General features: G+C 34.5%; 10 protein-coding genes and 1 pseudogene. 10 read left to right on the top strand and 1 reads right to left on the bottom strand.

Translation table 11 applies throughout. The annotated features are described in order from the left end of the window. Genes ACPT9C_RS09415 through ACPT9C_RS09385 form a run of 7 tightly spaced genes read left to right on the top strand, consistent with a single transcriptional unit; the run spans position 1 to position 8438 of the window. Positions 1 to 1452 carry a hypothetical protein gene (locus tag ACPT9C_RS09415; RefSeq protein WP_118879784.1) on the top strand — a complete coding sequence of 484 codons (1452 nt, stop codon included), beginning with the start codon at positions 1 to 3 and terminating at the stop codon, positions 1450 to 1452. Between the two features lie 15 nt (positions 1453 to 1467). Next, a complete protein-coding gene (locus tag ACPT9C_RS09410) occupies positions 1468 to 2190 on the top strand; it encodes a glycosyltransferase family 2 protein (protein ID WP_050948621.1) in 723 nt (240 codons plus the stop codon). A gap of 8 nt (positions 2191 to 2198) precedes the next feature. Continuing rightward, complete coding sequence (locus ACPT9C_RS09405; protein ID WP_050948788.1) at positions 2199 to 2576, top strand: HAD-IIIC family phosphatase; 378 nt, start codon at positions 2199 to 2201, stop codon at positions 2574 to 2576. Then, positions 2573 to 4132, top strand: a complete 1560-nt coding sequence (locus ACPT9C_RS09400) for an EcbG (RefSeq protein ID WP_050948620.1) — start codon at positions 2573 to 2575, stop codon at positions 4130 to 4132. Before ACPT9C_RS09405 ends, ACPT9C_RS09400 begins: the two co-directional genes overlap by 4 nt. Before the next feature lie 10 nt (positions 4133 to 4142). Beyond that, complete coding sequence (locus ACPT9C_RS09395) at positions 4143 to 5120, top strand: CgeB family protein (protein ID WP_061671256.1); 978 nt, start codon at positions 4143 to 4145, stop codon at positions 5118 to 5120. Positions 5121 to 5161: 41 nt separating this feature from the next. Then, positions 5162 to 7165 carry a capsular polysaccharide biosynthesis protein gene (locus ACPT9C_RS09390; protein ID WP_230304887.1) on the top strand — a complete coding sequence of 668 codons (2004 nt, stop codon included), beginning with the start codon at positions 5162 to 5164 and terminating at the stop codon, positions 7163 to 7165. A 52-nt stretch (positions 7166 to 7217) separates the two neighbouring features. Further along, positions 7218 to 8438, top strand: coding sequence for a capsule biosynthesis protein (locus ACPT9C_RS09385; protein WP_111695722.1), 1221 nt, complete (start codon positions 7218 to 7220; stop codon positions 8436 to 8438). On the opposite strand, the gene ACPT9C_RS09380 is transcribed toward ACPT9C_RS09385, so the two are convergent. Further along, positions 8435 to 9823 carry a YcjX family protein gene (locus tag ACPT9C_RS09380; protein ID WP_111695721.1) on the bottom strand — a complete coding sequence of 463 codons (1389 nt, stop codon included), beginning with the start codon at positions 9821 to 9823 and terminating at the stop codon, positions 8435 to 8437. The two genes, ACPT9C_RS09385 and ACPT9C_RS09380, sit on opposite strands and share 4 nt — an antisense overlap. A 36-nt stretch (positions 9824 to 9859) precedes the next feature. Here ACPT9C_RS09380 and ACPT9C_RS09375 point away from each other — a divergent pair. From ACPT9C_RS09375 to ACPT9C_RS09365, 3 genes and pseudogenes are all read left to right on the top strand, one after another. After that, positions 9860 to 11559: pseudogene (locus ACPT9C_RS09375) on the top strand (ABC transporter substrate-binding protein). Continuing rightward, positions 11559 to 12524 (top strand): ABC transporter permease, encoded by a 966-nt coding sequence (locus ACPT9C_RS09370; RefSeq protein WP_050948615.1) that lies wholly within the window; start codon positions 11559 to 11561, stop codon positions 12522 to 12524. Before ACPT9C_RS09375 ends, ACPT9C_RS09370 begins: the two are co-directional and overlap by 1 nt. Further along, complete coding sequence (locus ACPT9C_RS09365) at positions 12514 to 13401, top strand: ABC transporter permease subunit (RefSeq protein ID WP_050948614.1); 888 nt, start codon at positions 12514 to 12516, stop codon at positions 13399 to 13401. The genes ACPT9C_RS09370 and ACPT9C_RS09365 overlap by 11 nt, the downstream gene beginning before the upstream one ends. Positions 13402 to 13404: the final 3 nt, after the last annotated feature.

Below are 13404 nucleotides of genomic sequence, written 5' to 3'. Positions count from 1 at the left end.
ATGAAAGAATTAATTTTTTCTGAAGAAAACATACAATCTCTAATAGAAAATAATTTACTTGATATTAATGAACTAGTTGAGCAATTCCATCGTAGTAACTTGATTAGTCATACTCGCTATGTCTATTCTATGGGCGCTAAAAGCTGGGGTAGCTGGGAACGTGTTAGTATAATGATTAACAAATTCTTGAGCGAGAAAGATTGGAAATTTGAACCATCATCTGAAACATTTAATGTCAACGTTGCTTATTTTGCACCAAGTATATTCTTAAAATTAAAAGAATATGAAATAATTGATATTATTAACAACTTGAATCAACAACAACTTGTATATGTACTCGTAAAAGATGAAATAATGGATTTCTTTATTACATTATTTAAAAATCCTTTATTCATCTTTGTGTTACGAAGAATAAACCCCATCTTCTTTATAAACTTACTATTAGCACTAACGAAGAAAAACTACGTAAGCATTAAAGATGAGATAAATTTAATCTCATTATTTATAAAAGCCAACTCTAAAATTAATTCTACCTATAAGGATATATTGGAGTTTCGTCTTAACTCTTTAAAAAACAAAGTATCTCAAGGGAAAAACAACAATTCTAAAAATATACTAATGAAAGTTGCCCTGCTTATATGTGGACAATTGCGAGGATATGAAGAAGCAATTCCTAGATTTGCCTCTAAATTTAGATTTCTTGGTAGCGTAGATGCATATATTAGCACTTGGGATAATATAGGTTCTACAAGATTTAATGCACAAAATAGCTATCGTATATTTGAAAAAGAGGCTTGTGATTTTATTGCTAAAGAACAAGATATTTTTGATTTCTCAAAATTTGATACTGCGATAAATTCATATCTCTCCAATGATACTATAGAAACAATAATAAAAGATAATATTTCAAACTATCTTCAATGGTGTAATCTTATCCAATTTAATATAAAAAAATATACTGAGTACCCATATAACTTGATGTCTAACTCTGAAAAAATGTATTACCATAATGCATATTGGGTAAATACTTTAGGAGAAGAATATTTTAAACAATATGATCTTATAATCAAAATAAGACCTGATTATTTTTTCAAAGATAGTACTCCTCTTATTTTAGATAAAAGATTAAACGAATATAAAACTTTAATTACTGATACATCAAATTATCTATTCTTAGAATGGGGCTTTGGAATGGGAGATCAATTATGGATAGGTAAACCAGATTCAATATTGCCTATACTTAAATGTCACAATCATTCAACAATATCATATCAGTTTACTAGCAATACTTTAGAGAAGGGAGCTTACCATGGACACATAAACTGCGGATTAGAAGCTTGGGGAAATGCACTATCTCTATTAGAAACACCTAGTTCTCTGCAAAAATCTAGATTATCAGGAACTAAACTTATACCTCTTAATGTCTTAAGAGATATGGATATTTATAAATAATTAAATGAGGAAAATATGAGCCTATTTATTATTCCTATGGCAGGGTTAAGCTCTCGTTTCTTTAAAGCTGGATATACAAAACCTAAATATCAATTAATGCTGAAAGATGAAAGTATTTTCTCGTGGTCAGTCCGTTCATTTGAGAAATACTTTGAAACTGATACATTTATTTTCGTATATAGAGATATTTATAATACTAAAGAATTTATAGAGAAAGAAATTTCTCATTTAGGCATCAAAAACTTTCATCTAGTTTGCCTTGATAAAGAGACATTGGGACAAGCAGATACTGTTTATCAAGGCTTAAAGCATATAGAAGCTGACGATGAAGTATATATTTTCAATATTGATTCAAAAATCATTAATTTTATTAAACCTAAATGGGTTAATTCATGTGATGGTTACTTAGAAGTGTTTAAAGGTGAAGGAGATCATTGGTCATTCGCACTAGCAGAAGAAAATACCTTGAAAGTAATTAAAACAGCAGAAAAAGAAAGAATCTCTGATTTTTGTAGCGATGGACTATATTACTTTAGCAAAAAATCTCTATTTGAAAATGCCTTTTTAAAGGCAAAAGCAAAGAATGAAAAAGTAAAAGAAGAATTTTACATAGCACCTTTATACAATACTTTAATTAGAGAAAATAATACTATCCTCTATGATCTTATTAATATCGAGAATATTTTATTTTGTGGCACGCCAGAGGAATATCTCGATATATTAGAAAAACAAAAGTGACAAACAAAATGAAAAGATTAATTGTTGATTTAGATAACACTATAACACTAACCCAAGATGGTAATTATGCAAGCGCCTCACCAATTCAAGATGTTATAGATAAATTAATAGAATATAAAAAAAATGGTTTTGAAATAGTTATTTCTTCTAGCAGAAACATGAGAACTTTTGAAGGAAACATTGGAAAAATAAATATTTATACACTTCCAACTATTATTCAATGGCTTAATTCCTATAATGTGCCATATGATGAAATTTATATTGGTAAACCATGGTGTGGACATGATGGGTTCTATATTGATGATAGAGCAATTAGACCTGATGAGTTTACTTCATTAACTTATGAAGAAATAAGAAAAATCACAAAAATGGATACCTCAGAATGATCATTATTAATTCCGCTGATTATGTTATTCCTGAATTTAGAAATGAGTTTGGTGCTATTCCACCTTCTTTTTTACCTATCGGGAATAAAAAACTTTTCACATTTCAAGTGAATAATTTAAGAAAAGTATTCAACGAAGAGAGGATATATTTATCTTTACCAGACAATTTTGAATTAGACAAGAACTCATTAAAACTTATTAGTAGTCTAAACATAATCCCTATATTTATTCCTACAGGAATATCTTTAGGAATGGCATTGCTGTATGCATTAAATACCATTGACTATAATGATAATGAAGTATTACGTTTACTTCACGGCGATACACTACTCAGTGAAATACCGACAAAAGAAAATTGTATTGCCGTAGCAAGAACAAATGATAACTATGAATGGGAATATCAAAATAATTCTTTCTCTAGATTAGCCTGGTGTGGATATTTTGCATTTTCATCTATTAAAAAATTTATTCGTAGTTTAGCTAAAACACAAGGGAAATTTACTGAATCAATCCATAAATACTCGTTAGAAATACCTTGTGTATATGAAGAAGTAGAACATTGGTATGATTTTGGGCATATTAATACATATTTCCGTTCTCGTTCAGAAATAACTACTCAAAGGGCATTTAATCACTTAAAAATTGCTAACGGGATTGTTTGGAAGTCAGGGGCTCCATCAATCAAAATAGAGGCTGAAGCAAATTGGTTCGCTTCCCTACCACCTCATCTAAAAAGATTTACGCCACAGCTATTACAAAGTGGTGAAGTTAATGGACTGGTATTTTATGAAACGGAATATTTACCTTATCTTCCATTAAATGAGATTTTTGTTCACGGTTCAAATCCTCCAGAGTTTTGGGAAAAAATTTTCGATTCAATTTCATTATATATGAACGAATGCAGAACCCCAGATTTTTTAATTAATGAAGATCCAGAGAAAATTACTTTAGATTCTATTGGGCTATACAAAAATAAAACGTTTGAAAGATTACACGAATATGCCCAAAAAATTAAATTAGATATTCATAAACAAACTATATACGATGGCAAGACATTACCATCTATATATAAAATCGCTGAAGAATGTATAAATAAAACTCTAGAACTCCCTATCATTCCATCAATACTTCATGGTGACTTATGTTTTAGTAATATTATGTTCGACTCTAGATGTAATACAATTAAAGTTATTGATCCAAGAGGAATTAACCTAAATAAAGAAAAAACGATTTATGGCAACCAGACATATGATTTAGCTAAATTGTGTCACTCTTTTATTGGGTTATATGATTTTATTATTTCAGATTATTTTGAGCTAGAACATTCTGAATCAAATGGCATTAAAATTAAATTTAGCATTAGTGAAAGAATAAAACTAATTCAAAATAAATTCATGGAAAAAAATTTGATTCCTAATATCAATAATAAATATATTTTGCCAGCAACTATTCTTTTGTTCTTATCTATGATACCATTGCATTTTGATAAACCGAAAAGACAAGAAGCTATGCTAGCAAATGCATTAAGATTATATGTAATGTGGAAAGGACTATAATTATTAAAAAATGAAAATTTACTTAATCAGTGATTCTCTTACAAGCCATTCGTTAAATTTAGAGAATGACACTAAGGTAAGAGAATCATGGTTTTTATTTAATAAAATTAATAATCCAATATTACTCGTTGAATCAGCTTGGCAAGGCTACCGAAACTGTTGGAAATACAAAATAGCTTCTTATCCAGATTATCCTAATCGAACTAATGAAAAATTAGTTCGATTAGTTGAAAATGCAAAAGAAAAAGATATTCCAACAGTCTTTTGGAATAAAGAGGATGCTGTTCATTTTGATCGCTTTATTGATTCTGCGAAGCACTTTGATCATGTGTTTACTGTTGATGAAAATTGCATTCCTAAATATAAAGCAGTGATGGGGGAAAATGCTTCTGTCCATACATTAATGTTTGCAGTGCAACCAAAGTTTCATTCTTTTACTGGTTTTAATTTTAAATATCATAAAGCAAACTTTGTAGGTAGTTACAGCCACCATATTCATGATGTTAGACGACAATGGCAAAATAGCTTATTTTCAACTGCGCTAATAAGTGGATTGGGATTAGCTGTTTTTGATCGAAATTCAGATAGAAAATCGCAAAATTATCGTTATCCGAATTTAGAGGGAATTAATATTCATCCAGCTTTGAAATATCCTGATACGGCAAAAATCTATAAGGATTACTTAGTTTCTTTAAATGTCAACACTGTTACAGATTCACCGACAATGTTTTCTCGTAGATTGATAGAAATTCTTGCTTGCGGGGGTATTTCAGTAACCAATCCATCACTAGCCGTAGAACGTTTATTTAAAGATTATTGCTACACTGTTCACTCTGAAGAAGAAATGTTAGAACTATTTAATCGACTAAAATATGGCCCAAACCCACTAGATTTAGAACGAGCAAAAGCCGGTGCGGATTATGTAGCTAATCATCATACTTGGGCTCATCGGTTAAAACAAATTGCTGATGTTATAGGATTAGACTAATTATTGTGTATCAATATGTTATTACGCTCTTAGATTTCGGTCTGTGGAAAAATCGACATCGTTTTTCCACATTACTACAAGGCAAAATTAGCTTCGACCGAAAAACAAAAAATGCCATTCGAATTGGCTGGGGACATAAAAAAAGTGGAAAGAGAGCTAAGTTCCTTGCAACCATTTTTCATCAGCCTTATTTGCTCTTAGAAGACGGTTTTTTACGTTCTCTTGGTCTAGGGGTTGATGGTTATCCACCACTTTCTATGGTCGTGGATAAATTAGGTATTTATTACGACACGACTCGTCCCTCAACATTGGAACAGCTTATTCAGGCAGGTGAATGTGATGAGGTTTTAGCGGAAAAGGCTCGGACACAAATTGTGACGTATCAACTTTCAAAATATAACCAAACATTAGTGGATTATGAGAAAGAAGGTGACGAGCCATTAGTGCTTGTTATCGACCAAACCTTTGGCGATATAGCGGTTAAATATGGTCAAGCCGATACTGAGCATTTTGCACAAATGTTACAAGCTGCCATTACAGAAAATCCCAATGCCAAAATTTTAGTGAAAACCCATCCTGATGTATTAAGTGGTAAAAAGCAGGGTTATTTTTCGCCAAATGAAAATAATCCAAGCGACGTGCATTTTTTTGGTGATCCCGTCAATCCGATTTCGCTAATTAAAGCCGTAGAGAAAGTTTATTGTGTTACCTCTCAAATGGGGTTTGAAGCATTATTAGTGGGTAAACCAGTGGTGACTTTTGGCGTACCATGGTTTGCTGGCTGGGGCGTAACGGATGATCGTCATCCTAATGCTAAAGCGCTAGCACAAAGTGAGCGCCGTAAAGTGCGGTCAATTTTACAACTGTTTTATGCGGCGTATTTTCAATATACTCGTTATTTGAATCCGAATACCGGCAAATCGGGAACGATTTTTGATGTCATTAACCACATCATTCACACCAAAGCACTTAACTTGCGCTTACAAGGCAATCTCTATTGCGTTGGAATATCCTTGTGGAAACGTGCGGTTATTAAACCGTTTTTCCGTTTACCAAGCTGCAAGCTACATTTTGTTAAAGATGTGAGCAAACTCAATGGTAAAACATTCACAAAAAATGACCGCTTGTTACTATGGGGAACGGGTAAAGAAGCCGCGCTAAATTATGCTAAAGCGCATAATATTAACGTGCTCAGAATGGAAGATGGGTTTATTCGTTCAGTTGGGCTTGGCTCAAACTTGGTTGCACCACTTTCTTTAGTGTGTGACGATTTAGGTATCTATTTCAATGCAGAAAGTCCTTCTCGCTTAGAAGAGATTTTGCAGCATCAACAATTTACCGAAGCAGATTTAATCGAAGCCAGTCAGCTACAACATGTGTTGGTATCGCAACATATCGGTAAATATAATGTCGGTGAAGGAACATTTTCTTTACCGAATACAGTCAAAAAGAAAATTTTAGTGGTAGGACAGGTCGAAGACGATGCCTCTATTCGAACTGCCTCACCGAATATTCGCACTAATTTAGATTTATTAAAAACAGTACGCGCCGCAAATCCTCAAGCTTATATCGTTTATAAGGCACACCCGGATGTTGTAAGTGGTAATCGCATTGGTCATATTGCAGAATCGCAAGCGGTCAAATTAGCGGATCAAATTGCAAAAACAGAAAACGTGCTTGACTGCATCAATGCCGTGGATGAACTACACACCATGACATCTCTTGCAGGTTTTGAAGCCTTGCTAAGAAACAAAACGGTGCATTGTTATGGTTTGCCATTTTATAGCCACTGGGGATTGACCGTTGATCACTGCTCTTTTAACCGCCGCAATCGAAAACTTTCATTGTTAGAACTTATTGCTGGCACATTGGTCTATTATCCACAATATGTTAATCCGAATACGGGTGAGCTAACCAATGCTCAAACAGCGATTGAAATTTTAAAAGCACAGCGTTTAGCGCTTAATCACAGTGGCATTCATCGCCATTGGTTGGCAAAACAATATGGCAAATTACAGCATTTAGTGCGCACATTGCGTACTTAACAATGCAGTTATGGCAATATGTCTTAATCATATAATCAATAATCATTTTCGTATGAACCACTATTTAGATGAATTAGTCCAAAGTTCGAAACGGATTTTACTTTTGCAAGGACCAATCGGCCACTTTTTTACCGATCTTTCAGCTTGGTTAGTGGGACAAGGAAAAACCGTTTATAAAATCAATTTTAACGGTGGCGATGAGCATTTTTATCCGTCATCGATTGAAAACACGATTGCTTATCGTGGCTCAGTGAGTGAGTTCTACCCTTACTTGCAACTATTTTGCAAACAACACAATATTGATGCGATGGTTTGCTTTGGTGACAACCGTAAATACCACAAAATTGCAAAAAAAATATCACAAGATGAAAAAATTCCATTTTGGGTGTTTGAAGAAGGCTATTTCCGTCCTGATTACGTCACACTCGAAAAACAAGGGGTAAATGCGTTCTCTCCTCTTCCTCGTCAAGCAGATTTCTATCTTGAGCAAGCCGAAAATTTACCTGAGCCAGCTGTACCACTTAAATTAGCCAAAGGTTTTTTACCGATGGCAAAAGTGGCAATCGCTTATTATATTAAAGCTTATTTGGGGCGAGATAATTACCCGAAATACCAGCACCACCGTATTCTGAATCTGAAATACTATATAAAACTCTGGGTTACATCAGGCATTAAGCGGACTTGTTATTACTTGCGTGATCGCTCGTTTGCAAAAAAAGTAACAAAAGGAGAACTCGGTTATTTTTTTATTGTACCACTGCAAGTTTACGATGACAGCCAAGTAAAAGTACATTGCGACTTCAATAGCGTCGGTGAATTCTTAGCTGAAGTACTACAGTCTTTTGCTACATCTGCGCCTAATCATTTAAACTTGATCATTAAGCACCACCCAATGGATAGAGGTTTTATTCATTATGAGTCTGTTATTCTAGAGTTTGAAAGCCGCTATCCTCAATTAAAAGGGCGACTATTCTATGTGTACGATGTGTCATTGCCTGTTCTACTTCGCCATGGAAAAGGCATGGTAACATTAAACAGTACGAGTGGTATTTCAGCCTTATTACATGGAATGCCCGTTATTACGCTTGGGCGTGCTAATTATCATTTTGAAGGTCTTACACACCAAGGGGATTTGGCTTCATTTTGGCAAAATCCAACCAAGCCTGATATGCCTGTATTTGAGGCTTACCGCAAATATCATCTGAATAAAACCATGATTAATGGTAGTTTTTATAATCGAGTGATCCTTCCCTTACATCCGGATAAAAATTAATCAAACCTATCCGCCAATAAAAACTGTAAAACTGCATCCATTCTTAAATGCGGGATGCTTTCACCTTGTTGTAAAACTTGAGGTTCAAAGGAATCAAAGTCAAAAGATTGTTTTGACCAGAACTCAGCATTAGGTAGTTTACTTGGAACAGATCCTGGATAAAGTGTAATCAGTTGTTTATCTAAAGAACGCACACCTTGAATAGCTTTGATTTGTTTACCGTTTTGATTAACTAAAACTTGTTTTGTCGCTCGAATCGCAGCAATTGCCGTATATTCTGTATCAATCCCTTCAAATTCTACATGACGACCGCCTTCTTGCACCAATTGGCGCATCAGACTAATTAAGTTTTGAATTTGATCTGTCGTGATATGATCGGCTTTTGTTGCCACAAACATGAGCTTATCAATATTCGGGGAAAACAAGCGATTAAGTAAATTGCGTTTCCCATAACGGAAATTTTTGAAAAGCTCATTAAGACCTGTTTGCATATCAATAAAGGCTTGTTGGCTATGATTCAGTGGCGTTAAGCAATCCGCTAAAATTACTTGGCGATCAAAAGTAGAAAAATAATTTTCATAAAAGCCTTTCACCACCTTATTACGATAATAATCATATCGTTTATTTAACACGGCAAAATAGCTATTGGATTTCGCCTCTCTTTTCAGTTTTTGCCATTGTTCTTCCGACAAATGCAATAACGGGAAAAATTGCAAAACAGGTGCGACTTCTAATTCCCCAGGCAAGACAAATCGGCCTGGTTGAATAAATTGCATTCCTTCTGCTTTGCAAGCAAGTAAATAGTCGGTATAAGATTTTGCAATCTGCGCTAAAACATCTTCATTGACGACCGCACTTAAGTCGAGCTTTTTCAGTTTATCCAACCACTCTTGGGCAAACTGTTGGCGAATACCCGATGTAATTTTAGCTTGTTCAAGTGACCATTGTTGAAAATCTAGATTCAGCAAAGGTAAATCCAATAGCCATTCACCAGGATAATCGAAAATATCCAAGTATAATGTGCCACGTTCTTTAAAATGACGAAGTAAGCCCGATTGACGTTCAAAACGAATAGCAAGACGTGTTTCACTCACCCCTCGAGTAGATTGGCACCATTGTGGTGGATTATTCACTAAATCATTGAGATTCGCTTCATAATCAAAACGTGGAATACTTAAATCCTGTTGAGGCACTCGTTTTACCGCCAAAATAGACTGATTTCGGGCAGCCTCAAATAAAGGAAGATGAGCATTTTCCTCTTGATTAATATGTAACAGTTGATTAATCAAACTCGTAATAAAAGCCGTTTTACCGCTTCGACTTAACCCGGTTACAGCCAAGCGCAAAGTGCGGTCAAATCCACGATTGATTATTTTACAATTCACTCAATTTATCAAAAAACGGTCTTTAATAATAAAGCTATGTTACATCGAAATGTCACTTTTTGTTTTTTATTGTGTGGGTTGAGCCTAATTAATCTGGCACAAGCTGCCCCGCGCATACCTAAAATGCTGACAGAAAATGGCTTAACATACTGCACAAATGCATCGGGTTTTTCCTTTAACCCGCAAACTGCAGACGCAGGTACCAGTATGAATGTGGTGACGGAGCAAATTTATAACAAATTGTTTGATATGAAAGACCACAGTGCAGCACTTGTTCCTGTGTTAGCACAATCCTATTCAATTTCATCTGATGGCAAACAAATTCTCATTAATCTTCGTCAAGGGGTGAAATTCCATCGTACGCCTTGGTTTACCCCAACACGTGAGTTTAATGCAGAAGATGTGGTCTTTTCGATTAATCGTGTTTTAGGGCATGATACTTATCTACCGACACTTTCAGACGATGTAGTAACCTATAAAAATCCACAATATAGAATCTTTCACGAGCAAGCCAAGAAGGTTCACTTTCCCTATTTTGAAAGTATTAAGCTGAATCAAAAAATTAAAAGTATCACAGCAACGAATCCTTATCAGGTCAAAATTGAACTGTTTGAACCTGATGCCTCAATTCTGTCGCATCTTGCCAGTCAATACTCTATTATTTTCTCGCAAGAATATGCATACCAATTAAGTGCTGATGATAACCTCTCCCAATTGGATACTCATCCTGTCGGCACGGGGCCGTACCAAGTAAAAGACTACGTTTATAATCAATATGTTCGCTTAATACGTAATGAGGAGTATTGGAAAAAAGAAGCCAAAATTAAAAATATTATTGTAGATCTTTCAGCTGAGCGCAGTGGTCGTTTAATAAAATTCTTTAATAATGAATGTCAGATTGCTTCTTCTCCAGAAATCAGCCAACTTGGTTTGTTAAGTGAAAAAAATGCCTCTTATTATTTACAATCAACAGAAGGGATGAATTTAGCTTATTTAGCTTTCAATTTTCAAAAATCGTTAATGCAGGATAAAACTATTCGTCAAGCCATTTCGCAAAGCTTAAACCGTTTTAGAATTGTACGAAACATTTATCATAACACGGCAACTGTAGCGAATAATATTATTCCTGATATTTCTTGGGCTTCGGCGATTAACACACCTGATTTTACTTATGATTATCAGCCTTCAAAAGCGGAAAAAATCTTACGAGATAAGAAATTAGCATTGAAAATGTGGGTAATAAACGAAGAGCAAGTATATAATCCTGCCCCCATTAAAATGGCTGAACTTATCAAATGGGATTTAGCAAAGGTTGGAGTGGATGTTAAAGTGCGGTCAGTCACACGTACATTTTTAACCGAACAATTACGCAATCACACTGAAGATTACGATTTGATTTTAACGGGGTGGCTTGCAGGAAACCTTGATCCTGATGGTTTTATGCGCCCGATTTTAAGTTGTGATACTCAAAATGAAATCACAAATTTATCAAATTGGTGTAACCCTGAATTTGATAAGATGATGGATCGTGCACTGTCGACTAATCATTTATATGAGCGTTCTAAAGCTTATAATAGCGCACAAGAACTTATTTTAAATGAATTACCTATTGTGCCAATTGCAAACGTTCAACGACTTTTAGTCGCAAGTGGCACGTAAAAGGCATAGAAATGACACCATTTGGTAGCATCAATTTTTCTACTTTATATTTTATGAAAACTAAGGAGAAAAAATAATGCTCCTTTCAGCAATTAGACATATAGTTTGGGTGATTATCTTATTATTGATTCTCTCTTTGCTAAGCTTTGTCATTTTAATGCGTGATCCGCTTAATGCTGCTCTTATTACCAATAATATTTATAGTACTTACTATCACTATTTAACATCATTATTACAAGGCGATTTGGGCATTACTTATAACGGCGGAAAATCCTTAAAAGATTTAATTTTCACCGTCTTACCACCCACATTAGAACTCTGCTTTACTGCGCTCTTATTAGCTTGTCTTTTAAGTATTCCTTTGGGTGTATTAAGTGCGGTCTATAATCAAGGTGCTTTTTCACGAACATTGCAAAGTATCTCGAATGTTGGTTTATCGATTCCTAGTTTCTGGTTAGCCCCTATTTTGCTTTATGTTGCAGCAATTCAAAATTGGGAAATTGCAGCAATTGGACAATATAATTTACTCTATGAAATCAAACCAATAACAGGTTTTCCCATCATTGATATGTGGTTTTTAGATGTGACTTACCGAACAAAAATAGTACAGAACGTTTTACAACATTTAGCCTTGCCCACATTGGTGCTTTGCATTCTACCAACAATGGAATTTATCCGTATTATTCAACAACGAGCAAATTATCTACTTCAGCAAGAATATGCTAAAGCAGCAGTAACTCGTGGATGGTCAAAATGGATGATCTTAAGACGTTATGTTTTTCGAAATACATTTCCATTATTAATTCCACAGTTTACTCGTGTATTTACCTTAGTGTTAACACAATGTATGCTAGTAGAGACAGTCTTAGGCTGGCCTGGTATTGGACTTTGGCTCATAAATGCTGTAACCCAACAAGATTACAATAGCATTTCTGCCGGTGTAGTGGTAATTGGTATTTGTATAATCATTATTGATACCTTAGCCAAATTACTCATGTTTATATTAGATCCATTTAATAAGAAGGGATGGTATGCAAGATAGAGAACCTGATGAATTTCGTGAAAGTACCTCCTTTTTTCAGATTTGGTTGCTTTTTCGTCAAAATCGTGTAGCGTTATTTAGTTTATATTTATTTGTTTTTCTTATTTTTATCGCACTTTTTCCCAAGCTAATCATGCCTTATAACGAAAGCATGGAATTTGTGGGAGAAGAATTGATGCCGCCATCTTGGGTCGAAAAAGGCCGTATTGCCTTTTTCTTTGGAACCGATGATCTCGGTCGTGATGTATTCAGTCGACTCATCATGGGAACGCACTATACCCTTGGTTCATCTCTTTTAGTCGTCATTGCTGTAGCGATTATTGGTGGTGCATTAGGTATTCTTGCGGGCATGTCAGAAGGGATTAAATTTCGTGTCTTAGGCCATATTTTTGATGCGTTTTTATCCATTCCTATTTTGTTGATTGCCATTATCATTTCAACATTAATGGAACCGAGCTTGATGAATGCCATATTTGCTACTCTATTAGCTATTTTGCCGTATTTTGTACATGCCATTTATCAAGCCATTCAACAAGAGCTGAAGAAAGACTATGTTCTCTTACTAAGATTAGATGGGATTTCAAACTGGGAGCTATTAAAAAGCACCATTTTGCCGAATATTAGTGTTGCCTATACGCAAGAAATCGCCCGTGCATTTGTGGTTGCTATTTTAGATATTGCAGCATTAAGCTTTATTTCTCTAGGTGCACAACGTCCAATGCCTGAATGGGGCGCAATGATTAAAGATTCATTAGAATTAATTTATCTTGCACCATGGACAGTGTTATTACCCGGTTTTGCTATTATTTTTACCATTTTATTGAGCATTATTTTTACTAACGGATTGTGTAAAGCAATCAATAAATATTACGAGTAACCC

Origin of the sequence: Haemophilus sp. HN_Hi16 (genome assembly GCF_049823435.1) — a bacterium.
Taxonomy (GTDB): Bacteria; Pseudomonadota; Gammaproteobacteria; order Enterobacterales; family Pasteurellaceae; genus Haemophilus; species Haemophilus influenzae_D.
Note: the sequence above shows the minus strand (reverse complement) of the source record. Positions and strands in the feature narration are given on the sequence as shown.

Bases quoted from the DNA above. Each gene is read 5' to 3' on its own strand.
- ACPT9C_RS09415 (WP_118879784.1), top strand. From the start codon at position 1: ATGAAAGAATTAATTTTTTCTGAAGAAAACATACAATCTCTAATAGAA.
- ACPT9C_RS09410 (WP_050948621.1), top strand. From the start codon at position 1,468: ATGAGCCTATTTATTATTCCTATGGCAGGGTTAAGCTCTCGTTTCTTT.
- ACPT9C_RS09405 (WP_050948788.1), top strand. From the start codon at position 2,199: ATGAAAAGATTAATTGTTGATTTAGATAACACTATAACACTAACCCAA.
- ACPT9C_RS09400 (WP_050948620.1), top strand. From the start codon at position 2,573: ATGATCATTATTAATTCCGCTGATTATGTTATTCCTGAATTTAGAAAT.
- ACPT9C_RS09395 (WP_061671256.1), top strand. From the start codon at position 4,143: ATGAAAATTTACTTAATCAGTGATTCTCTTACAAGCCATTCGTTAAAT.
- ACPT9C_RS09385 (WP_111695722.1), top strand. From the start codon at position 7,218: ATGAACCACTATTTAGATGAATTAGTCCAAAGTTCGAAACGGATTTTA.
- ACPT9C_RS09370 (WP_050948615.1), top strand. From the start codon at position 11,559: ATGCTCCTTTCAGCAATTAGACATATAGTTTGGGTGATTATCTTATTA.
- ACPT9C_RS09365 (WP_050948614.1), top strand. From the start codon at position 12,514: ATGCAAGATAGAGAACCTGATGAATTTCGTGAAAGTACCTCCTTTTTT.